Genomic DNA, 22,979 nt, shown 5'->3' with positions numbered 1-22,979 from the left:
TACCAGATATTAAGGAAGTGCGAGAAAAAACTGGTTTAAGTCAAAGCGAATTTGCAGCACGTCTCCACATTAGCCATCGTACTCTGCAAAACTGGGAACAAGGCCGACGCTATCCAACAGGACCAGCAGCAACATTGATTCGAATTTTAGATGCACATCCTAGTCTTATTTAAAAAATGCATTAAAAATGGGAGCTTAGCTCCCATTTTTTGACTTCGTATAACGTGTATTATGTTAATTTTAGGAATACTTAACTTAAAGCTATAATTAAGACCAATGCTAATTTTTAGATATTAAAAAACAATGGAAATTACTGAGTATTTAAAAAAAAATTATGTTCAAATTAGTCTTATCATTATATTTTTTTCATCAACTATATATGTTCTAAGAGAGCATTTTTTTCTTATCAATAAAGCTGAAGAACTATCAAAAAATCATAAGAATATATATGTAGGATGCCTATTTTTGGAAAAAGCATTTTCAACTAAACATGGCATCGAACGACATAACGTCAATATACATGGTAATAGATTTTTACTTCAAAAGATGACAATTTCTATCTTTCCATTCAACCACAAGTACTATGATTTTCAAAAAAAAATTAAGCATAATACCTGTTATAAAGTAAGATATATCGAAGTTAATTATCTACTTGCTAAAAGAACATACATTTACGATCTAGTGGAATAGGTCTGTAATCAGAATAAGTACCTTCCATTTAACATAATGGCTGTTATAAGAAATAAAAAAACCTAGGCACTGGCCTAGGTCGTAAATTCTAAAAAATACATAAAAATTAAGGATATAGTCTCAATTTTTTAACTTCGTATAACGCGTATTATGTTAATTTTAGATATTCTTAAATTTTAATTACTTACAAAATTTGGTATAATTGAGAATAATAATTAATTACTTTTATAAATTTTATGTTCAAAGGTAAAAGTTTCGATAACTTTCTAAAATTATCAACTTATATGTTTTGGTTGTTAACTATGTGGTCGATAGGTATGGCGCTATATGATAAATATATGGGCTATTCTGAAAGTATAGATATGGGACCCACCTTCACTTTTATGTTTTTTACATTCTTTTCTAAATATCAATACGCAATTCAATATTGGCTTAGTCACCTAGAAACTATCAATACACAAGAACGAAATAGGCAACTTCTAATAGACTCAGATGAAAGTACAAAGTAATTCAAAAATATAAAAGATATCTATATGCAGAAATTATTTAACTCTCAAATTAGCCAATTTTCATTTTTTGAATATATAGGGTTACTTACTTGTGGGACTGTTCTTGCCAACTATTTTTTAGATAAGCCATTAATTAATATTGGGGTCTTTTCCGTTTATTGTTCAATCGGTTTTTTCCTGTCAATTTTAAAGTTTTATATGAATTATAAAAAATTTAGCCCTCAGAAAAGAGTCGAAAATGAATAAAAAAGCTAAATTGATCAAAACTCGCCAAAGTCATAGAGCAGCCACATATTCCCAAGAATATGCTTAGAGGTGATCTGGCTGGCTGCTATAAAATTAAATTATTAAAGGCTGGAGTTCGACTAGTTTATCAAGTTAAAGATGATCAGGTAGTTATCTTACTCATCACCGTAGGGAAACGAGCTGATAGTGTAGTTTATGACGAAGCGAAGAAGCGCATTAAAGACTAAAAATGGGAGCTATAAGCTCCCATTTTTGACTTTGTATAACGTGTATTATGTTAATTTTAGGAAAACTTACAGAATGTATAATTTAAAGATTATGGTTTGGGTGATCCTTATCTTAGTAATCTTATGGGGAATACAATGGATGTTTCATGGCTTTCCAACAGGAAATTAAAGCTATACATTGATGATTTTGTATAATCCGTATTATGTTAATTTTAGAAAAAATAACTAATTTGAAAGGGATTTTTAATGGATATTTATCATAGAAAAGTTCTTTTAATGGGAGGAAGTTTATTATTTTTATTATATATTATTTTATATTTATTATTTTCCAACCTTATAACAAGGATGGTAGATAAGGAATATGAGAAGGGGAACTTTAAGGTTGGCGAAATTTGTTATCTCAGCTTTGAACCCTCTTCAAGAAAATCTACAGGAGCATATGCCTCTATAGCTAGTTATTTTTTTTTAGTTGATGGTTTAAAGAGCAAGAACCTTGTTAGACCCTATTTTCCATTTAATAAGCAATTTCCAAATTTTATAAAAAAAATGGATAGAACAAAATGTTATAAAGCTGAATATTTAGAAGTAAATCTTCTATTTTACAAGCAAAGAAGGATATATCAATTGATTGATTTTAATGAATTTATTTCACAAAGCCATGTTGACCACCCTATAACTCCTAAATGAATATTTCTATGAATCCAGCCTTTTGATCATCTATTTAACATAATGGCTGTTATACGAAATTACATCCCGTGGCTAGCGAATTGTCTTAGAGATTTTAGTGTTTCTATAAAAGTTCCTCTTGGTAAGATAATTTCTGAATAACTGTTTTCATAATCTACTGTATAGAATAAACGCTCCATATCCTTATCAAAACCAATACTCAAACCTAATCCATACTGAAATAACTCTCCCGTATCTAAGCTAACAAGTTGATCATTACTTAATGACAGATCAATCTGATTCAAAGGTATAGATCCTAAATCTTGATTAATGTTATTAATTTCTTCTAGATTACTTATAAGATCATTAAAAAGAGGAGCTAAGGTAATGTTAGTGCCTTTTCCTGGATATGCTTGATCTTTAATCCAAAAATTAAAAACTCCTAACTCCATGTTATTACGAATATAATATGTAGTATCCCATTGAATAAAAAAATCATCATTATGTTTTATAAGCATATCTTTAGATCTACGATAATAAATTTATTGAGCTATTATTTAACATAAAATCTCTTATACGAAATTCAATTGTAAGCCCAAAATTGAAATGACCGCTTTTAGAATACTTATCTTGAGAAAAGATGTTTCTTATAGCTTGCACTTGAATAATTAGATCGGGCCATAACTCAAGTTTATAAGTAATGAAGCCTTGCATATATTATGGTTTAGCTTGGAGGCCTTCTACAAATTGTAAAACAATCTCCAGCTCAGAAATATTCTGGATTTGATCCAAAGGAATGCCTTTTGTTATTTTATTTGGAGATTTCATGAAGTGTTGCATCATTGATATATCTCCACCTACAAGAGAATCTAGGGCATTTGTCATACGTATAAGTTTTAGAGCAATTTCTTTTTGTAGTGATGACAGTTTGCAGTAATCTATATTGATTCTTGATAAATCTATACCAAGAATCATGGCAAGCTGATCATATGTTAGCCCCATTTTTTTGGCTGTTGCTAAAACAGCTTTAGCTAAGACCTTTTCGCTATTAGTCATTTGTTCGATTATCCGTATTACAAAGCGCTCTTTAGGTTCTACTACATAATTCGTACTGACGGTAGTGAAAAATTTTGAGCGTGGTATTTGTAATTGAATTGCAAATCTCCATTTTTTAATTTGTTTAAAAAGAATATATGATTAGGTTGGGAGAGTGCAGGGGGTGTTAAGAATTATAGGATTAACGGCAAGTTATAGGGGGCCATATAAAAAAATGAAATAATTTTAGCTTTTATTTTTTAATAAAATGAGTTGGCTGACAATTTCATTCGCATCTAATTCTAAAGCTTCACAATAATGAATAAATTCAAAAATATCTAATTTTCGATCACCTGTTTCCACTTTCCCAACAAATGAATAAATGATGCCTAAACGCTCTGCCAGCGCCCTTTGGGAAAGTCCGAGTTCATTTCTCTTTTGAATGAAAAGCTTACGCAGCCAAACATACTCATCTGAGTGAATTGATAAAGTAATATTATTCATTGCACCTATAATAGGTGCGTGTTAGGATGCACCTGTTTTGGGTGCAAACTTCACTAATACATTAATAATATGTAATTTTTATCCTTAATACAGATAATTTTATTTAAGGAAATAAATTCATATATCAAAAAAAGAGGGCTGAAATGGGGAAATTTAATAAAGGGAAACAGGGCGTTAAAAATTTACTGTTGCTATCTAGTATGACTTTGGCACTTCATGTAAGTGGTAATGCTTATGCAGGCATAGCACCTGAAGTAAAGCCTAGTAAAAACAAGACAAGTAGTCTGAAAAAAATGGTTTCTAAGAAATGTTTAGATAATTTAATTATTAGTGATGATGGAAATATGAGTCTTCCTTCAGGATGTAATTTTTCATTTAGTGAACTATATGCTCATGATCAGTTTTTCAGGGATAGAGTTATTAAGGCATTTAAAGCGTCTCCATTTGATGGACGTTTCTTTGATATAGAATCTCCTGCTGAGATCACTGAGCCGCCAGGAGATAATGATGATAGTTGGTCTGTTTCACTTGAAACAGTATCCAACGAAAAGGACATAAGAGCACAAGTTTTTGCTGTTCCAAATATCAATGAACTCACTGTAATTATAACGGACAGAGGGATTGGCAATAAAAAATGTAGTTATGGCGTATATGGAGATATTCAGGAAAGAAATGAAAGTTTCTCTCTGGCTTCTTTATATATAAAGAATTATAAGGGGGCATTTCAAGGCTGTAAATTGCTGACAAAAGTGCCAAATCTTAGTGGTTATGATGGTTTAGCTAATCAATAAAAATCTTCTTTAATAATCTATTTTAAAAGTTTTATGTTATGTCCTGTGTAATAAAAACGGTTTCAGTGAAGCAGCCTTGGTCTTCTATGCAGAGTTTACTTGGCTATTTTATATTTTTTCTGGTTACGCTATTTGCTTTCAAGGCATATGCTGGAATGAAGGCAGATATCTTATTTTACTTTGTGGGTTTCTTATATTTAGTTATTTCATTTTTAATTTATTATCCGATTCGAAGGGTATATATCAGCAATATATTGCCCAAAAGACTGCATAAGCACAAATTGAGTTATTTGAAGGCGGATGGTTTTAATGACAATTATTCAGCGACAGGCGTAGTGATTGATACTGTGCAGCGGAAAATTGCTTTTACAGCCCAAACGATAACAGGCATTATAATTTTTGATTTGAGCGACATTCGCAGCTGGAGTATAGAAACACAGACAAATACAATTCAGCGTTCTGACGGAAGAGAGATCTCACGAAATCACTATTCTATCGTTGTGAATACGAATAATGCAGAGCAGCCTATGTTCAAGTTTTTTGTGGCAAACTTTCATGATGCCCAATCATGGATTGCAAGATTTAACGCAATTATTAATGGATAAAAGAGAACTGATTGAGCTGATCTTTTGGTTCAGCCCCATCATTGTTAAGCGAAAGATATTTTAATGACTTTCGCTTTTTTTCAATATTGTAATGATTAATAAGTACAATTTAAGAAATTTAACATGAAGTGTGATGCATATTCTCTATTAATTGATCACTTCTTATCTTATAGAGCTGACCAGCTAAAATTTTTTTAATCTGATCAGACATATCACACTGAAGCTACTTTACGTAAAGCTCATTTATCCGATGAGATGCCCCATGATCCAAGACTTTTATTACAGCTTTACTTAATTTAAAACATCTTCCATTAATTTAATTATTTATTAGTAAGTTTTTGATAATAAAATATTTATTTCGGTTGAATTTTAAAAATAAATGGGCTGCTCTGCATATTAATAAAATATTTTTATTTGAAAGCGCTATAAAATTACCTCTATTTCAGCAATAAAAATTATAGTTGAAATTGCTCTTGAAATATATTTTACAGACACAATATCGAAATTATCATAATACTTGCGAATACATAATGACAACATTAAAAGAAGCTGACGTGGGGGATATATCGCTAGAAACTTCAGAAAAAATTAAGATCTTATGCTTAAACGGTGGTGGAGTTCGTGGTTTATTCACGATTAGTCTATTAGCAGAAATTGAGAATATCATCGAAAAGCGTGAGAATCGAACTGGTGTAAAAATTGGTGAATATTTTGATTTGATTACTGGCACTTCGATAGGCGGTATTTTGGCACTTGGTTTGGCAAGTGGTAAAAGTGCCCGTGAGTTACTGGAAAAATTTGAAAGTAGCGCATCTAGTATTTTCCCACTGGATCGGTTCAAGTGGAAGAAGTTTTGGACGCTTTTTCGTCCTATCTACAAAAGCAATCCATTATATGAAACAGTTAAAAGTATGATTGGTGATACTGTTAAATTTGAAGATTTAGAACGTCGCGTAATGATTACATCATTGAATCTTTCTACAGGAAAACCAAAGTTTTTTAAAACTCCGCATAATCCTAATTTTAATTATGATCGTGAGATCAGATTGATTGATGCTGCAATGGCCACATCTGCAGCACCAACTTATTTCAAACCTCACTTTATCAAAGATGCAGGGCACTATTTTGCTGATGGTGGTTTAGTCGCAAATAATCCTAGCTTCATAGGTGTGCGTGAAGTTCTGATTGATATGAAAAATGATTTTCCAAATGCGAAGCCAGAAGATGTTTCTGTTTTAAATATTGGAACATTAAGTGAAAATTATTGCATTGGTCCCAAAACTCTTTCTAAAAAATGTAACAAGGGCTATTGGGGATTATGGGGCATGGGTGAACGTTTAGTTCTGAGTACTATGACTGCAAATCAACATTTGCAAAGATTCATGTTAATTCGTGAGTTTAAAGTCATGGGAATTGAGAAAAATTATGTTGAAATCGATGAGACGATTCCAAACGAAGCTGCTGCCGATATTACGCTTGATAATGCTTCTGAAAGTAGCCTGAGGCAACTTAAAGGTATGGGCAAAAAACTAGGCGCCGAAGGCTATACTGAAAATGAGGAATTACGCAAATTCTTCCTAAAACCAGCTAAAAAATTTAACACTAATACATCATTATTACAGGGGATGTGACATGACTTGGAATTTTCATAATTATTATACCAATCGTGATACTGGCTTGATAGGTCAGCTAATCCTTAGTGATCATGAAAAAGATGCACTCAAGGTATTACGTCAGGTCGTACGTGAACGAACACGGGATGTTTTTGACGAAGCTAAACAACTTGTTAAGTCCTCTAAGCAATACTACACAGCCTTATCATTTCGAGCAGAGTTTATTGATACTCATTTCAAATATCTTTCGGTAGATGATCAACAAACTTTATCTGAACTCATTATGGACTTATCAGATGATCTAAAGGCAGAGTTCATGAAGATTAGCCCACGTTTTTGGACGCAAGGTAGCTTCATGTATGACACATTAAATCGTCCATATAAACCTACTCAAGAAATGGACATTGATGATGGTACTTATTTGCCAATGCAATTCTTTGAAGATAAGCCAGCAATTGGGCATCAACTCTTATTGCTCTTGGTTGATGCTTCTCTTAAATCATTGACTGTTGAGCGTTATGGATGGTCCTTTGAAGCTAAGGAAACATGTGGACGCATCAAAATCCCTGCCAAAAGCGTCCATATAGATGTACCGATGTATGCCATCCCTTTTGAAAAGTTCCTAGAAAAAGAAGTGTTACTAAAAGAGGCGGCAAACACACGATTGTCAATGGAAATGTATGACAGTATCACAGCCGCTGATCATGCGCTTTATGATCAAATTGAAACTGACTGTGTAAATCTAGCTGTACGCAAGGATGATGCAAAATGGATTAAAAGCGATCCCAAAGATGTTCATCTGTGGTTCCAAGATGCGTGTCAACGGACTGGTCAGCATTTACGAAAAGTTTGTCGTATTCTTAAAGCATGGCGTGATGCTGGTGATTGGCAAGAAAGTAATGGTCCATCATCGATTTCTTTAATGGCAGCAGTGGTAGGCATCTTAGATCGTACTTCTGTTGATTCTAAAGATTTTGGATTATTGATGCTGACAGTTGCAAGAAAACTCCCAGATGCTTTCCGCAATGGCGTAGAGAGTCCTGATGAAAATGATGACCGCCCTTTATTCCCTCCACACTATGAGCATGAACCTAAGCACAAAGAAGTCATGCAGAAGCTAGAACAATTGGTTGATTCACTCGAATCTGTATATGCTGCACATACCAAGCAAGATGCTTTAGGTATTCTTAATGGTGAATACGGTGATCGTGTTCAGGACCTAAGTCTTATCGTGTCTCAAGCAGCAGCTCCAGCTTATGAAAGCACTCCACTTAAAGCTAAAGAAGCCGCTATCATCAGTACTTCAATGAAAAGTGGTTGATTGAGTGTCGGAATTACATGCTGTGATGCTTGGCTGTGGGTATGAATACCTGACAGCCAAGCGACGAAAGAAATATAAAGCTATATTTTCAATTGAAGAAAAATATCCTGTTTACCTCAAAGAGTTTTCAACTTCAGAGGGGATATTTTCTATTGCCCTAGAAATAAACTATGACGTTTATACAATTTTGCCGTGGGCGCGCATCATCAGTAAACCATCACAGTTTGATGACATGTTACTCCCTCATGTCAACACTAGTGGGAATCTTTGCTATGTTGAACAAATGGAAGCTGATTGGAACCCGAATGATCTTGGTAATCTCTATAGGACTATAGATCGCCAGATCCAACGCACATTAGATAACTCAATTGAATCTTTAAAGAACGGCAAAGTAGATCAGATTGAACTTGAGGGGGAATTTGTCGCTTACTGGAAAGCTGAACGACTTACCTATGCTCTGACCGACCTAAACTCATTGAGTGGTGAAGTTGCTTACCTGACTCGAAACACTACTATGGATGGTGCTAAACGCACCGAATCTTTATTGTTCGGACTCCAAGATAAAGACATTCAAGAAAAATGGTTAAGCCAAAGATCACTGGAAGAAACTGATAGTCGGAAACTTAACATTTTTTGTCTTACGGTTAGACCTGCCAAGCTTTCTGGTGTCCATTGGCCACCGAAAGATGCCAAGGCTCTATTTCAATGGTTGTCTAAAGTGGACCACAATGCCAAAGCACATTTAGTTCAGTATTTTGTCGGCCATCCTACGACTAAATATCATTTGATCGTATTGAATGTAGATAAACAAGATACGTTCGGGGTAGTACTGGAACTGAATCTAAAAGCAGTACAGTTTACGACTTATGCAAACCCAAGAAAAAAAGGTAAAGGGGCAAGAAAACTTGATTTAGAACGAGCAAGTAGCGTTCTCATGGGCAAATTCGCGTTTAATAAATTTCAAAGAATTGCTTTTGAAAAGTCAGATAAAGATACGATTCTCTCACGTAATAGATCTAGACCCGAGATTGGTGATCTCAGGACAAAGCGTATCGCTTTAATTGGTTGCGGAACCATTGGGGGCTACTTGGCAGAGCTTTTGATTCGGGCCGGTGCCGGTATGGGAACCAAAAGTTTAGATTTATATGATCATGATACCTATGGTCCGCATAATTTTGGTCGCCATACATTGAGTAGCAGAGACTTTGGTAAGCACAAAGCAGTAGCATTGAAAGATAGGCTTATTGACTCAACCCACCTCACGGTAAATGTTGAAGCTCATAAATATGGGTTTCCTATTATGAAGCCTTTCCTATCACATTATGACATTGTGATTGATGCTACTGGTCGAGGACCTGTATCAAAACGCTTAGCAAAAGTGATCCGACAGATTGATACAAAGGATAGACCTATTATTGTTCATGGATTCAATGACGGTAACGGTATCGCATCAAAAGTATTCATTGATAGCTCAGATGGTTGTTATAACTGCCTGTGCAGTGATCCGGCTTTCTATAAAAATGGTACCGATATGCGTTTTGAGAAGCTATTAGATGTTAACCAAAAGAAAGTGTCATGTGGTAACACATACACACCGTATGATGCAGCAGTCAGTGTTATGACAGCAGCATTGATACAAGAAGCAGTTTTATCTACTTTAGAGCACGAAAGAGACTGGAATTATAAAGAACATATCTTCATGGGTAGTCGCACTAAAAAGCCAACTTGGATTAAAAAACAAAACTTCTGTGACATATGTAATGGTCGATAAAGAACTCGTTTTCAAAGCTCTGGATGAATCCTTAGTCGTAATCTCAACTGAGGTAGCGAATATATTGCTCTCATACCGCCAAATAAGCGATTCTAGCCTCGAAAGTGCTGGAGTTCTTATCGGCGAACGTCGAGGTGCTCATATCGTCTTAAAAGATTTATCAGAGCCTAGCAGATGGGATATTAGAAGTAGATTTATGGTAGATCGAGTGAGTCTGCATCATCAAAAGGCCGTTGATGATGCTTTCAAAAAGAGTGATGGTGAATGGCAGTATTTAGGTGAGTGGCACACACATCCGGAAGATGTACCAAAACCATCTATGATGGATTGCACAAGTTGGCATAAGAGCCTTAAATCAGAATTACCACTAATTTTGATTATTGTTGGACGGACTCACTTTTGGGTGGGGAGGAAAATAAAAGACAATATTGAAGTACTAAAACTCGTTTAGGCTTTTTAATAATTGTAAAAAGATCCCAATTAAGGTTGTTTTGTATATTTTATAAACTACTTATTGTCAGTAATTAAAAGATGGGGGATATTAAATTACATTATTATTAGTTAGTGAATAGCTATCACACTCCTAGAAAAGTTGGACTGCCATCAAGTGCTTTAGTATCTTTACATTTGAAACAAAATTTAATTCGATCTTCATTTTTATTCAGACTGAAAGGTAATGCTCCCCCTCAAATAGTTAAGTTATGTGCTCGATTATGACTTTTCTAATCCTTAGACTTTAAGTTCAATAGATCGTGGTCTGCCGATACAGGCTAGATGTAGACAGAACTTAAATGCTGCAAGTGCTTTACGCTCTTTAGTTGAATAAAGTTGAAGACGGACATAATCTTCTTGAGTCGTTGGATGCTCTGTTGTGTTCAATTTAGCCAGTTTCAATAATAAAGGCTGTTTCTTGGTATCCAACAATTTTGCCAAATCTTGTCCAAGTAAATGCCAAAATTGACGGGGAAACAAGTCTTTTATATTGGAATAAAATGATTCCAATTGATCGATTTTATTCCAACGATAATGAATACCTGTATGAGAAACCGTAACACGACTTAAAAATGTCTCAAGCACCGCTTTGATTTGGTTTGGGTTCTTTTCAAATTCATTCTGAATATTTTCAAAGAAATAATTTCTTGCAGTGCGCTCTTCAACAGTATCGATCATGGCTGGTTTCAGAGGGTTCTTTAGATGATTTGTGTTATTGATATCAAATAATCTAGGGTTGTTTTTTTGAGATTTGAGTTGGCCTAGTTGTTTGGCATTTTCATACCAATAATTCACCAGTTCTACAGGTAAACACATTTCCTCTGAGACTAGATGTGGATCATGATGAATTTCCAGTAAATTTAGGCACTTAAAAAACCATGCAAATGAAACTTTAGATTCTTTTGTTCCTACGAAATATTTAAAAAAATCATGAGGCTGTGAGTTAGATGAAACCTCATCTAGAATGTCTTCTACGTTACTTTTTAACCAGTCAGTTTGATCGTTGAGTAACTGTTGACTTAAATGCATAGCATGCTTTTCAAAATTGAATGGAAAAGAATCTTTTACTGTGTTTAAAAATTTAAAAGAGGGTAGATAGCCCATCATCTTCTTTGCTAATTGAGTATCGATGTCTGGATGATATTGCAGTATTTTATGTCCAGCGATCAGGTAGCTCAGATGAATATAGCTTTTAAAGGTTTCCGTAGGGTCAATATGACCCAGTAAATGGGCAATCATAAACCAATGATTTTGGCCATGCGTATGACGGAGTAATTCTGTTCGGATAGATTGATATTCTTCTTGGGTATAATCCGTCAGATTTTTGACCAGTGGAGCGTAAGCACAATTGAGAATAACGGATAAGTGATTCGCTGCTGTGTGTCGAAATGAGTGGAAAGAATAATCATGAGTTTTAAAAAGCTCGTTCATAATCATTCTAAAAGGTGTTGTCACCGTATGTTTGTTCAGCTTGATATTTTGATTCCAATTGCGGAATAAGTATAAGTTTTTCTCATTGAGTAGACGCTGCTCGACCACATAGCTATGAAATAGCTGATATTCATCAGCTTTTAATAAGCAATACACAGGAACTTTACGTTCAGCACTATCTGTTTTAAGTTGATGTAAGTTCCCTTGCTTTTTTGAGCCGTAGGGCTGAATCCATACCGATAGACAGCTTAAGCCCTCGATATCCCGCACACGTAAGCCTAGAATTTCATTAATACGCATACCGGTTCGGTAAGCTAAGATATAGATGATTTTTAATGTCTTGTAAGTGTTTTCTTGACTATTAGCCCCTGAAAACAAGGTATCTAACTTGTTCATGAAAGCTTGATAAGTCAAAGGACCAATAATACGGGCTCTAGGCCTATTTTGTATGGCAATTGACTCTAATTCGAGAGATTCAGCTTCGAAAACTGTTTGTTGAAAGCTCTGGAAGCGCTTCAACATCCTGATGGTCTGACCACTGGATTTTTTAAACTCAGGTTGGCCTGCTTCATCTGCGAGTCGGGTATTCGTGATGATTTGTTGGTAGATCTTCGCTAAGTTCGTATTCAGATCATCTTCGCTATCTAGATATTGTAAAGAATGGGTGAGCCAGGGCTCAGCAATACGGGAGTAATAAGTGTAAATCGAACTATCTGCTAACGGTCTATTCTGCTGAAATGCTTTTTGAAATTGGTTTACGCAAAAATTAAAACGTTCAGCCAGCGGCTTAATTTGTTCCAGTGCTGGTTTATAAAGGCTGATGAGCCATAAGGCGACACGTTTACTATACTCATTAAATTTATTAGTATTTTCAATGCAATATTTAATGATTAATGCATCGATACTTTGATCAGTTTGTGATGTACGAATCAGTTGTAAAAGGTCTTTGTGAATCTTTATAACATCATCCAAGGCTTGCTGAATATCATCATTAGAGTAGGATTGACCCACAATAGATGATGATTTTTCTACATTTGAATCGGTAAGAGTGTTCTGCTGATATTTAAATTTTGGATGAAGAAATCTTTCAAATTCTATTTCTGATAAGCCACATGTTGCAGTATTTTCTATGAGACATTGTGAGAGAGCAGGATCAATGTCAACTTTCGGGAGTTGCATCCAATTAAAGTTGGCGTAGTCGCGTAATAATTTATAAGTTTTGAGATTAAATGATAACTTAATTTTATTAAAAATAAGCTGTAGATAATCTTCTACATTCTGGTTTACTGTACGAATATTTCTGCTATTAAAATGAATTAACCATAAGCGGGTAATTTGATCAGGAATAAAATTACGTGATTTACGAATGGTTTTTTCATCAATAAATAGATCGCCATAAGAGGGTGAGAGCGGTTCTAAAAATATAATGTTTAGATCTTCGATATTTCTGATTTTTGCTGGATTTTTTAAATATTCAAGCAAAGCCTCTAAAGAAGCTTTTTGATTTAATCCTGAATAAAGCATGGCAGAAATAATAATATTCCCAATGATTTCATCATCAGAAAATGCTTGGCTATCTTTCACTAGAATCCAATAGTCCCAAAGCTTATCAATAATTTTATCAATCTGATGACCCTTTTCAATCCAGTTCATGGTGAAAACTGGTTGATCGCGCTGCATTTCAAATGTCAGGCTAGGTAGAGGTAAAGCTTTATGACGATTTAGATTGATTTTCTTTATATATGCCCGGAAAAATTCATGTGCGTATTTTTTCCAGGCCAAGTTTGGAGCTTTGCGTTTAATAAACTCATAAATTGCTGGATAGAAAGATTCAAGATCCTCTTTTTGTTCTAGTTCTTGTTCTTGGAAATATTGAATTAACTCCTGTTCTACATCCGACCGATGCAATTCTTCTTTATTAAGACGAATTTGTTTTCTACGCTTTTCTGCATATAGTGGTTGAACTGGCTTAGTTCGTTTATTGGATGAGGACATCGAGTTCAATACCGGTAATATTAAAATAATCTTTCATTTGTTCAAGAACATGAGCAATGCTTGAATATTGTGAAATAGATAAGCTGGAATAAGGATGCGCAGCTTCTTGCTGCATCGGTTCATGACCGAATAACGCTAAAATTTCAATTTCGCTAATTTTATGGCTGAGAAATGCACGGGCACTATGTCGGTGCCAGTTTTCATGTTCCAAACCTAACTCAGGATGAAAGTTTTTTATAATGGAAGGCCTCAAAGGTTGCCATTGATCGTCTTGAAAAATATTTAACAGAGGGAGCTTACTCTCTAAAATTTGTTGAATATGTTGTGAAATTTCTGGCTGACTAGAACCAATTTGAGTTTTAAAATAATGTAGAAAATCTATGAATTTCTGTAGCTCTTGTACAACAAAGTGACTCAGTGGAATTAAGCGTCCATATCCTTGACGCCCACCCACCTCTTTATCAGACACCATGAATATTTGTCTTTTTAGGTTAAAGCTTTTTAAAAAACCTGGAAATTCAGCGACTGGTCGTGCAGCAGTAAAAAGCAATAAAAAATGCCACATCCAGATACTGTAATTATTGAAAATCGCTATCCAATCATCTTCTTTTTGTGAAAATATTTTAAATTTGAGTATGGTAAAGATATCTTTAATCACGCTTGGGGTAGGTGCTTTACGGCTACCAAAGTTTTTTTCTCCAGCATATTCGATGTTCTGGTAGTCATTAGATAATGACTCACATAGATCTTTTAAAATCGAGACATACTCGGTCTGTAAAGTCTGAATACTCTGATGGCAATAAGAAATAGAAGAAGACTTATTGGCATCAATACCTGTGAGAAGGTCAGCAAGCTGTTTATTTCCTGTGCGCTGCAAAATAGTCTGATGTAAAAGAGAGCTTATTTTTATCAATGATAATTTGGGAATATAAAGTTTGGTTCTCAACTGTTTTAAATGTTGCTGGAGGTCCTTTTCCTCAACTGGGTCACCATCCCGTAGAGAATCAATAAATGAATTCGGGATTGGAATGTCTAGATGAGCGGTTTGGTTGAGTAATGAATCGGGATAAGCAAAATCCTTATTTTCAAAAATTGAAAATTTACTTCTCAGATAATATTGTCCATTGCTTTGCTTGATCTGTTGGCGAGCATTTAAATTTTTAGCACGTTTACTTTGTAGACGTAGCCACTCCTGGATTTTATTTCCTGTCAGAAATGACAGCATCAGGATCAAGGATGCCTTCTTTTTTTTGGTTTCTTTATCCTTGTCTTTAGAATCTTCTTTAATCTCAACAATGTAATTTTTATATAGTTCAGTAATTAAGGCACTTATGCTTGCGGTATTAGGAAAGAGGCTGCTGTATGGCAGCAAATGTTCTTTCCGTTGAATATGTTTGGCAACCAGAGGCAGCACATAACTCTGGCTGGATTCGGAATATGCAGCAAGGGGAGTAACGATGGTTGGGTCTACAAATATTTGACGTGTATCTTGGTCATCTAGTTGTTGTTCTATATTGAGAGCTTTAGATTTTTGCCCTTTTTTAATTTCTGAGCTTTCTGCAATCAGCTGATCTTCGTCTAAAAATTCATGTTGCAGTGTAGTTTCAATACTCGCTTTAGCAATTTTAGCCCTATTTTCCAAAACATAAATAAAGGTGATGCGGATCACTTTTAGTAAGTTTTGCATAAAATCATTAGACGGCTCTTTATCAAGTTCTTCATCAATAACCTCATTCAAATTCCGAATAAATTCAACTAAGGAAAGGGAGGGATCTTTAAGATACTTTTCCCAAAGGAGTCTATATTCAGGAGTATTTTGATATTCTTTTTCAGAACTTAGAATCCGATTGGCTGTACGGAAGCGTTGGAATAAACGTTTTACAGTATTGAAATGTTCAGTGTGATCCTCTTCAAAAAGTTCAGGTTTGATGTCTGGAAGTGCAATTAAATAGATTGCTGCTTTTAAGACCACGATATTCCAGATTAAAGCATTTTCTTCTGACTCTGCTAATTGTGCAATTGAGTTCACATACCAAGTGACTGGTGTTGCGCTAACAGTATGTTTTCGAGAGGAGATCAAGGCAGCTGGTCTAGCAACAACAGAATTGGTTTCTATATCAAAATCTAATAGATCGAGATTCAGTCCTTCCAGACATTGATCAGTTGGGTGTGAAGTCAGTAAATCAGCAACATATTGAATATGTTCCGTACGTTGGAGTTGCTCATCACCAAAGAGCTTTTCCAATGTCTGCTTTAATGATACCCGAGGAATATCAGCAATATTTTGATGATTTAGGTTGGATTCTGACATTATGCCTTCCATAGCTGATCTGGCGTGAGAACGAAGTCCACGTTATTTACAAGCTGTTTAACAATTGCACTGGTTTGTTCCAGTTGATCAAGCACGCTTTGTCTTTTTCGATTTATAACTTTATTGCGATAATTCAGCTGATTTCGTGTGTATGAGAGTAGTTTTGCTAGCAGATCTAAGCTCATAGTACGGTGAGGTTTGAAAGAATTTTCTTTGTTTAAAGCCAAGATAACTTCATATGAAATATGTGCATTGATCAGCGATTGCATTTTTGCAGGATTCATTCGATCCAGTTCATGGTGATAAGAGGCCAGAAATCTCATGAATTCCAAACTTGCCTCTTTTTTTAATAGATCAATTTTGTCCTCATCTTGAGGAAAAAAATGAATGAGTAAGTTGATATTCTTAGGTGTGTTCTTAGACCAATATAAGTGCCACTGACAGGCATTTACGATGGTATAGCCAGATCTATTAGGGTCTTTCCAGACACGGATTTCAGGGTAAGAAGTCAATATTGATAGATCAGCTTTTAAGGATTTGAAAGCCTCTTGATAGCAAAGATAAATTCCAGAAAAATCAGGATGTAAACTGATTTGGATTTTATTGAAATTTTTGCACAACAATTTTTTAGGTGCGCCAAATTCTTCATCGAAATCAAAAGCTTTTCCCATAGTTCTTTACAAGTTTAAAAAATAATCAAGTGAAGATTCTTATAATTTTTTGAAATATTAAACAAGATTGATCTACCCCATATTTTGTGTTTATTTACAATTAATATACAATATATTGTGATTTTTTATATTTTTAAGAACTGAATCACAACTTATAGCAATGCTATATATTTTAAAACTTAGAGGTTCTTAATATGGAAATTAAACAACTGAAACAGGTAGAAGTCGTTACAGATGTTGTATGTGATGTATGCAACCAATCAACGAAACTGCAGTTTGGAAATTTATCCGCACATTGGGGGTATGGCTCCAAGCATGATGGGGAAAGATATGAGTTACAGTTATGTGAGAAATGTTTCTTTTATGCCTTGGCGATATTAAAAAAAAGAGCGAGCAGATAAGTATATGTTTGATAAAAATTTTGACCCTTCGAATCTGGATGGGTTTGGGCTAAAATGAACCTATCATTATGAGAGATTCTTAGAAGCACAGAACATACTGATCTCAATTTAATCTAGCAGTTACCATATTTAATGATGGGTAGGGTATTCAGAAAATTTTACGTTGCTTTGATCTCGTGTGTACATGAGAGAGGATTATTTTATTTTTCTGAGAAATAGATCTATGTTTTTGTGTTTTACAGTTACCAATATACACATTCATGGCTACATCTACCCAAGCAGATGTTAATGAAGTAAAAATTAAAATTCATAGTGTTTTGGGTGAAAATATTGCCCGTGGGGATAATTACAAACGTTGATATGCGGACTGAAGAAAAGACAATACTAAATTATTGATTGAGGCCATTTAATAAAGCAAAAAAGGCATTACAAGAAAGATGATTTGACTAAAACAGGTATAAAAATAAATGTAGATTACAGAACCTAACACTCTGCATTTTTTACTAAACGAATAATAAAATATGACAACCAGCTCACATTTTTAAATAAAATAATGTTTTTAATCAATAGTATATGTTGAATTTATTATTTAAAAAATAAAATTAAATCGATTACAATTAAACAATTTTAATATTTGTGAATAATAAAATGCACATAAATTTTACAATAACGGATGATCAAAAGCATACAGAGACGGGACCTATACAGGTGGGATGGTTCTTAGTTGATGACAAAGCTTCAATTCTTTTTGAACCACCATATCGCATGCGTTCGCAGTCTCAACAAAAGCATGCAAAATCTGCCGGCCGTTGTCCAGCAGTACTTCAGCTTGAAAGTCGCTATTTTATAATCAATTGCCCTTTTGATTTTTATTTACGTTTTGAACGAGACAAAGCAGGAAAGCCAGCGCTTATAAATGTATTGGGAGATACTTCACCTATACGTAGTAATAAGTTGCGTGAGTTGTTAACGCTCGTGAATGAAAATGAATGGCGTACGCCTAATGTCCCTATCCTTCAATTAAAACTTCCTTACTGTTTTATTGCTGATGAAGTGGTGTATATCACGCAGCTAGATGCTTTTGGGCATTACAGAAAACATCCTTTACCTGGAACGATTTTTGGTGGTCGTTTTCCGATTCATATTTGGCCACGTCCTTTGATGTGGGCTTTTGAATGGCATGATACTTCGAAAGACTTGATTTTAAAACGTGGAGAGCCTTTGTTTTATTGTCAGTTTGATGGTTTTGATCCATCACGAACAGTGAAGTTAGTTCAAGCTGAAAAGACACCGGATCTTTTACAGTATATGGAACAGATTTCTGGTGTGGTGAATTATGTGAATCAGACTTTTTCTTTATTTAGTGAAATTGAGAAAGTAAGGCCAAAAAAACTATTAATATACTAGTGGACTTAAATATTCACTGATTTTTATTTTAACAGGTATGAGAAATTAATATGAAATTGATTTTATCAACTTCTTTTTTGCTGTTATCGATGATCTTTTATACTGTTTTTTATAATAATCTTATTTTAAAAAATAAGATTAAAGATAAGGATAATATTATTGATGGGTGTATGGTTATTACTGGGAAATATCATACGAAATATGATGGTTTTAGGTATGTGGTTGAAGTTGATGGAAAGAGCTTTTATTTAATTAATTTGGTTAGTAGTGTCTTACCATTTGGTAGTAGGTATTATTATTTTAAAGATGAAATAAATGTAAGCAATAAGTGTTATAAGGTTAAATATGTAAAAGTTTATTTTTTATTTTATGAAAGGAGGTATATTTATGATCTTGTAGAAAAATAATATTTTTTAATTTTAATTTTAATTTTAATTTTAATTTTAATTTTAATTTTAATTTTAATTTTTATTTTTATTTTAATATTTAAAATTGGGTGATTTATGACGCAAATAGGTAATATTTCTAATTCTTCTAATAATTATTTTGAACTAAATAGAAGCGTATCATCAGGTGATTTAGGTGCTACAGTTGGTTTATTAAATAATATTTGGAATACAATAAATAATTTTGAAAATGGTGCAACTACTCCGCAAAAAGGAATCTCCGTATTATTAGTTTTGTCAGATGTTGTAGAACTTATTTCTAAAAATGAAAATGTAAGTAAGTTTAATATCGGGGTGAGATTGATAGCATTAACTTCTAGAATTACATTAAATATTAGTGACTTGGTTAGTAAAATTAATAATGATAATGATCCATATGTACCAAAAGCATTGTTATTGGATCTGGCTGATGATACAGCAGCGTTATTATCTGAGTTTGCTAGTGTAGCAAAATTAAGTCCGCTTGGTGTGTGTTTGCAGGTGGTATCTTTAATTTGTGGAAGTATTAGTAATAGTATGAATTCTAGTATTATTGTTGACGATAAAATTCATCGTGACGATATTTTGAATTTAATTGGTAGGAGTGCATTAGATGCTGTTTCCAAATGGGCAGATATTGTAGAACCAATAAGTGCAACTATTTTAAGTTATCTTCCGGATGATATAAACCCATGGTCAGGAGTTACTATTGATCTAACTGGTTCGGATATTGCCGATACGATAATTGGTGATGATGGTAGGAAATATAATATATGGGGACATATAGGTAATGACACTTTAAAAGGTGGAAAATTTAATGATTACATTGATGGTGGATCAGATAATGATTTTTTGTATGGAGGAGCTGGAAGAGATGTATTAGTTGGGGGGCATGGAGAGGATGAGCTATATGGTGGTGAAGGTGATGATGTACTTATCGTAAGTAAATTTGAATTCGGTAAATCAACAGCAGTAAATGTCAATAACTTTGATAATAATAGCAATAAGGCATATGGAGGTAAGGGAAGTGACATAATATTTGGGGGTAATGGCGCTGATGATCTCTATGCAGGGGATGAAGAGAATGACCAAAATGATGCAGGGACAAAAAATACAATATATGGTTTAGGAGGAGATGATCATATATATGGTGGGGCTGGTATTGACACGCTTTATGGGGGAGCAGGTGAAGACCGAATATATGGTGGAGATGGCGACGATCAAATTTATTTGGCGCATGATAGTACGACTACTAAGCTAGCTCTTGACACAGGGAATAACTTTGCTGAAGGCGGCGCTGGTAATGACATCATACATGGCAGTGATGGGGATGACATCATTTTTACAGCAGAAGACGGTAATGCTGGAATAGATGTTAATACTGAAAACTATGCTTGGGGTTATAAAGGGCAAGATATCTTAAAAGGAGGCGATGGCGTAGATTATCTGTATGGGGGAGATGAGAAGGATATCCTCCATGGTGGAAAAGGAAATGATAAGTTATATGGTGGAAAAGATAATGATCATCTTTACGGTGATGATGATGATGATGAGTTATATGCTGGAAGAACAAAATACGATTCTTTAGATTCGGGCAACAATTTTTTATACGGTGGAAAAGGAAACGATACACTTTATGGCGGAGCTGGTTATGATGTTCTTGTCGGTGGCGAAGGATTTGATATTTATCGAGCTTATGGTGAAACCTTAATTGATGATCGAGAGGGAGATGGTAAAGGTAAAATATTTTACCATGATAAGGAATTAACAGGTACACGTATTACGTATCAATCTGAAGATTTATCTCCACCTCCTATTTCAAGTTTAGATTTTAGTGCGAAAGGTTATAAGCTTAATGATCTAAGTTTTGTAGAGCTCCTAGAAATACCTGGTACTAGAAAAGACAAATCTGTAAGTTATATTTTAACTGGGAAGGTTGATTTTACCTATAAAGATTTAATTACAGAAGGTGTGGGAACAAGGAATTTTAAAGATACTGATTTAGGTGTCAGATTTATTGTAACTGTAACTAAAGACGGTGAGCCAGAACCACCTATTAATATACCTCCGAATAATCCACCTACGCGCTCAGACCCATTAATTTTGGATTTGGATCATGATGGGAAAATTAATACTAAAAGTTTAAATCAAGGTGTAAATTTTGATTTAGATGGCAATGGATTCGCCGAAAAAACATCGTGGGTTGCACCTCAAGATGGCTTCGTTGTATTGGATTTAAATGATAATGGTGAAATAGATAATGGTGGTGAGCTATTTGGAACCGATACTTTATTAGCAAATGGTGATAAGGCGGTTGATGGATTTGAAGCATTAGCACAATATGATAATAATAAAGATAAAATTATTGATGAAAATGATGATATTTATCAAAATCTAAAAATTTGGAAAGATATTAACGGAGATGGTATATCTCAACAAAATGAATTATTTAGCTTCTCAGATTTAGGTATTAAATCTATTACTCTAAATCAGAAGCTGATTGATGTCACAGATGAAAATAACGTTATTCATACTAATCAAGCTTCATTTACTCAAGAAGTGATACAAGATGGGGTTAGTATCACAAAAATTGGACTTGCTGAAACTTTGTTATTCCAAATTAGCACATCAAATACGATTTGGTTGGGAGATGAAGTGGATATTGATATTGATATTGATATCCTAGAGCTACCGAACTTGGTCGGTTATGGTTCGGTTGCATCTTTGCATACTGTGATGACGAATGACTCAACTGGTAAATTAAAAGAATTAGTAGAGAAATTTGCGACAACTCCTTCAGAAGACCAACTCGAATTAACCCATCAAATTTTATTGTATTGGACGAATAATCAAGATATTTCTGCATCTGAATCAACTTATTCTTCAAATGGGATGAGTAAACAACAGTTTGAAATTTTAAAAACTATTTGGGGTAAAGAGTCCGAATGGAGCGGGTGGCCTCCTCATGATAGTGCGGCGCGAGAGCTAGAAGGTTTTTATAAAAAAGTTTTAGAAAATACGTATAGCCAGTTATTAATTCAAACAACTAAAAAATCTTTAATAGATCTAGTTATCTTTGAAGAAGAACGTATTTATGAAACTGCGGAAGTTCTAAATGGTTTATCTAAATCTCCAATTCAATATAGAACCTTCGATAGTAAACCTCCGGCAGTTTCTCCATCTGAGGTAGGAGGGAATAAGCCTTGGGAGCATATTGATACCATTTGGCATGCAGACTTCAACTTGGCTATAAATAGCCTTATAGATTTATTCTTGAAAAATCAAGGACTAGGTCAAGCAGATATAGAACAATTCATGCTTATCGTACGTGGTTTAGATCCAAATCATGATATTTTATATAATGAATTTTTTACACAGTTAAAAGAAGTAGCTAAAGAGATTAGTGACCCGCAATTACAAGATGCATTATTTAAATCTATTTATTCGCTTGATGATAACCTTTCTGGAACAGAAGGAGATGATGTTATTCGGTCTTGGGCGGGTAATGATACTGTTAAAGCAGGTCTAGGTGATGATATTGTTTATGGAGGTGCAGATCATGACACTTTATATGGTGAACAAGGCCACGATGTAATTTATGGAGATGGGGGGAAAGATAAAATTTATGGTGGTGATGGGAGTGATACGTTAATAGGGGGTACTGGTGATGATACCTTAGACGGTGGCGCTGGTAATGATATTTACCGCTTCAGTTTAGGAGATGGTAATGACACTATTCGTAGCTATGACAGCGCGGCAAATAAATTGGATCAGATTGTCTTTGCTGATGGGATTGCGCCAGCAGAAGTGAGCTTAAAGCGTTCAGGCAATGATTTAATTATTAAATACTCTGCAGAAGACCAAGTCA

The 22,979-nt window shown here is 34.3% G+C and carries 16 protein-coding genes and 3 pseudogenes; 13 read left to right on the top strand and 6 right to left on the bottom strand.

Translation table 11 applies throughout. The features are described from left to right. The 3 genes and pseudogenes from FTV50_RS15960 to FTV50_RS15950 all read left to right on the top strand — a co-directional run. Positions 1 to 173: helix-turn-helix domain-containing protein (locus FTV50_RS15960; protein ID WP_180025046.1), on the top strand; the 173-nt coding region annotated here is incomplete at its 5' end. A 1,289-nt stretch (positions 174 to 1,462) separates the two neighbouring features. Continuing rightward, positions 1,463 to 1,672: pseudogene (locus FTV50_RS15955) on the top strand (type II toxin-antitoxin system RelE/ParE family toxin); the annotation flags it as partial. A gap of 246 nt (positions 1,673 to 1,918) precedes the next feature. Further along, on the top strand, positions 1,919 to 2,359 hold the full coding sequence (locus tag FTV50_RS15950; protein WP_180025045.1) for a hypothetical protein: 441 nt from the start codon (positions 1,919 to 1,921) through the stop codon (positions 2,357 to 2,359). 59 nt (positions 2,360 to 2,418) lie between these two features. Here FTV50_RS15950 and FTV50_RS15945 read toward each other — a convergent pair whose 3' ends face one another. The 3 genes from FTV50_RS15945 to FTV50_RS15935 all read right to left on the bottom strand — a co-directional run bounded on the left by FTV50_RS15945 (position 2,419) and on the right by FTV50_RS15935 (position 3,877). Further along, positions 2,419 to 2,856 (bottom strand): Imm42 family immunity protein, encoded by a 438-nt coding sequence (locus FTV50_RS15945; RefSeq protein WP_180025044.1) that lies wholly within the window; start codon positions 2,854 to 2,856, stop codon positions 2,419 to 2,421. A gap of 199 nt (positions 2,857 to 3,055) precedes the next feature. Then, positions 3,056 to 3,394, bottom strand: coding sequence for an antitoxin Xre-like helix-turn-helix domain-containing protein (locus FTV50_RS15940; protein ID WP_180025043.1), 339 nt, complete (start codon positions 3,392 to 3,394; stop codon positions 3,056 to 3,058). Between the two features lie 225 nt (positions 3,395 to 3,619). After that, positions 3,620 to 3,877: a helix-turn-helix domain-containing protein gene (locus tag FTV50_RS15935; RefSeq protein WP_120368469.1), complete on the bottom strand. Its 258-nt coding sequence runs from the start codon at positions 3,875 to 3,877 to the stop codon at positions 3,620 to 3,622. Positions 3,878 to 4,020: 143 nt separating this feature from the next. Between FTV50_RS15935 and FTV50_RS15930 the strand changes: the two genes are divergently transcribed. From FTV50_RS15930 to FTV50_RS15905, 6 genes are all read left to right on the top strand, one after another. Continuing rightward, positions 4,021 to 4,668, top strand: a complete 648-nt coding sequence (locus FTV50_RS15930) for a hypothetical protein (protein WP_180025042.1) — start codon at positions 4,021 to 4,023, stop codon at positions 4,666 to 4,668. A gap of 86 nt (positions 4,669 to 4,754) precedes the next feature. Next, positions 4,755 to 5,273 (top strand): hypothetical protein, encoded by a 519-nt coding sequence (locus tag FTV50_RS15925; protein WP_180025041.1) that lies wholly within the window; start codon positions 4,755 to 4,757, stop codon positions 5,271 to 5,273. A gap of 530 nt (positions 5,274 to 5,803) precedes the next feature. Beyond that, complete coding sequence (locus tag FTV50_RS15920) at positions 5,804 to 6,904, top strand: CBASS cGAMP-activated phospholipase (protein WP_180025040.1); 1,101 nt, start codon at positions 5,804 to 5,806, stop codon at positions 6,902 to 6,904. 1 nt (position 6,905) lies between these two features. Further along, positions 6,906 to 8,207 (top strand): cyclic GMP-AMP synthase DncV-like nucleotidyltransferase, encoded by a 1,302-nt coding sequence (locus tag FTV50_RS15915; protein ID WP_180025039.1) that lies wholly within the window; start codon positions 6,906 to 6,908, stop codon positions 8,205 to 8,207. 4 nt (positions 8,208 to 8,211) lie between these two features. Then, entirely contained in the window at positions 8,212 to 9,978 is a 1,767-nt protein-coding gene (locus FTV50_RS15910; RefSeq protein WP_373683698.1) for an E2/UBC family protein, read from the top strand. Beyond that, positions 9,968 to 10,429 carry a Mov34/MPN/PAD-1 family protein gene (locus tag FTV50_RS15905; RefSeq protein ID WP_180025038.1) on the top strand — a complete coding sequence of 154 codons (462 nt, stop codon included), beginning with the start codon at positions 9,968 to 9,970 and terminating at the stop codon, positions 10,427 to 10,429. The genes FTV50_RS15910 and FTV50_RS15905 overlap by 11 nt, the downstream gene beginning before the upstream one ends. Before the next feature lie 278 nt (positions 10,430 to 10,707). On the opposite strand, the gene FTV50_RS15900 is transcribed toward FTV50_RS15905, so the two are convergent. The 3 genes from FTV50_RS15900 to FTV50_RS15890 are packed head-to-tail and all read right to left on the bottom strand — an operon-like array spanning position 10,708 to position 16,878. Then, positions 10,708 to 13,896 (bottom strand): tyrosine-type recombinase/integrase, encoded by a 3,189-nt coding sequence (locus tag FTV50_RS15900; protein ID WP_180025037.1) that lies wholly within the window; start codon positions 13,894 to 13,896, stop codon positions 10,708 to 10,710. Continuing rightward, positions 13,880 to 16,207 carry a hypothetical protein gene (locus FTV50_RS15895; protein ID WP_180025036.1) on the bottom strand — a complete coding sequence of 776 codons (2,328 nt, stop codon included), beginning with the start codon at positions 16,205 to 16,207 and terminating at the stop codon, positions 13,880 to 13,882. The genes FTV50_RS15900 and FTV50_RS15895 overlap by 17 nt, the downstream gene beginning before the upstream one ends. Further along, complete coding sequence (locus tag FTV50_RS15890; RefSeq protein ID WP_180025035.1) at positions 16,207 to 16,878, bottom strand: hypothetical protein; 672 nt, start codon at positions 16,876 to 16,878, stop codon at positions 16,207 to 16,209. Before FTV50_RS15890 ends, FTV50_RS15895 begins: the two co-directional genes overlap by 1 nt. 194 nt (positions 16,879 to 17,072) lie before the next feature. Here FTV50_RS15890 and FTV50_RS15885 point away from each other — a divergent pair. From FTV50_RS15885 to FTV50_RS15870, 4 genes and pseudogenes are all read left to right on the top strand, one after another. Beyond that, positions 17,073 to 17,337: pseudogene (locus FTV50_RS15885) on the top strand (hypothetical protein). Positions 17,338 to 17,927: 590 nt separating this feature from the next. Beyond that, positions 17,928 to 18,686, top strand: coding sequence for a hypothetical protein (locus FTV50_RS15880; protein WP_180025047.1), 759 nt, complete (start codon positions 17,928 to 17,930; stop codon positions 18,684 to 18,686). Between the two features lie 50 nt (positions 18,687 to 18,736). Continuing rightward, a complete protein-coding gene (locus tag FTV50_RS15875; protein ID WP_180025034.1) occupies positions 18,737 to 19,093 on the top strand; it encodes a hypothetical protein in 357 nt (118 codons plus the stop codon). Between the two features lie 96 nt (positions 19,094 to 19,189). Next, a pseudogene (locus FTV50_RS15870) lies at positions 19,190 to 22,979 on the top strand (hypothetical protein); the annotation flags it as partial.

It is taken from the genome of Acinetobacter sp. YH1901134 (assembly GCF_013416965.1).
GTDB classification, from domain to species: domain Bacteria; phylum Pseudomonadota; class Gammaproteobacteria; order Pseudomonadales; family Moraxellaceae; genus Acinetobacter; species Acinetobacter amyesii.
The sequence above is the reverse complement of the archived record's forward strand: the minus strand, read 5'-3'. Positions and strand labels throughout refer to the sequence as shown.

Excerpts from the sequence above, each read along its gene's own strand:
- FTV50_RS15915 (WP_180025039.1), top strand. The coding sequence starts at position 6,906 with ATGACTTGGAATTTTCATAATTATTATACCAATCGTGATACTGGCTTG.
- FTV50_RS15895 (WP_180025036.1), bottom strand. The coding sequence starts at position 16,207 with ATGTCAGAATCCAACCTAAATCATCAAAATATTGCTGATATTCCTCGG.
- FTV50_RS15940 (WP_180025043.1), bottom strand. The coding sequence starts at position 3,394 with ATGACTAATAGCGAAAAGGTCTTAGCTAAAGCTGTTTTAGCAACAGCC.
- FTV50_RS15925 (WP_180025041.1), top strand. The coding sequence starts at position 4,755 with ATGCAGAGTTTACTTGGCTATTTTATATTTTTTCTGGTTACGCTATTT.
- FTV50_RS15950 (WP_180025045.1), top strand. The coding sequence starts at position 1,919 with ATGGATATTTATCATAGAAAAGTTCTTTTAATGGGAGGAAGTTTATTA.
- FTV50_RS15935 (WP_120368469.1), bottom strand. The coding sequence starts at position 3,877 with ATGAATAATATTACTTTATCAATTCACTCAGATGAGTATGTTTGGCTG.
- FTV50_RS15880 (WP_180025047.1), top strand. The coding sequence starts at position 17,928 with ATGCACATAAATTTTACAATAACGGATGATCAAAAGCATACAGAGACG.
- FTV50_RS15920 (WP_180025040.1), top strand. The coding sequence starts at position 5,804 with ATGACAACATTAAAAGAAGCTGACGTGGGGGATATATCGCTAGAAACT.
- FTV50_RS15875 (WP_180025034.1), top strand. The coding sequence starts at position 18,737 with ATGAAATTGATTTTATCAACTTCTTTTTTGCTGTTATCGATGATCTTT.
- FTV50_RS15930 (WP_180025042.1), top strand. The coding sequence starts at position 4,021 with ATGGGGAAATTTAATAAAGGGAAACAGGGCGTTAAAAATTTACTGTTG.
- FTV50_RS15905 (WP_180025038.1), top strand. The coding sequence starts at position 9,968 with ATGGTCGATAAAGAACTCGTTTTCAAAGCTCTGGATGAATCCTTAGTC.
- FTV50_RS15900 (WP_180025037.1), bottom strand. The coding sequence starts at position 13,896 with ATGTCCTCATCCAATAAACGAACTAAGCCAGTTCAACCACTATATGCA.
- FTV50_RS15945 (WP_180025044.1), bottom strand. The coding sequence starts at position 2,856 with ATGCTTATAAAACATAATGATGATTTTTTTATTCAATGGGATACTACA.
- FTV50_RS15890 (WP_180025035.1), bottom strand. The coding sequence starts at position 16,878 with ATGGGAAAAGCTTTTGATTTCGATGAAGAATTTGGCGCACCTAAAAAA.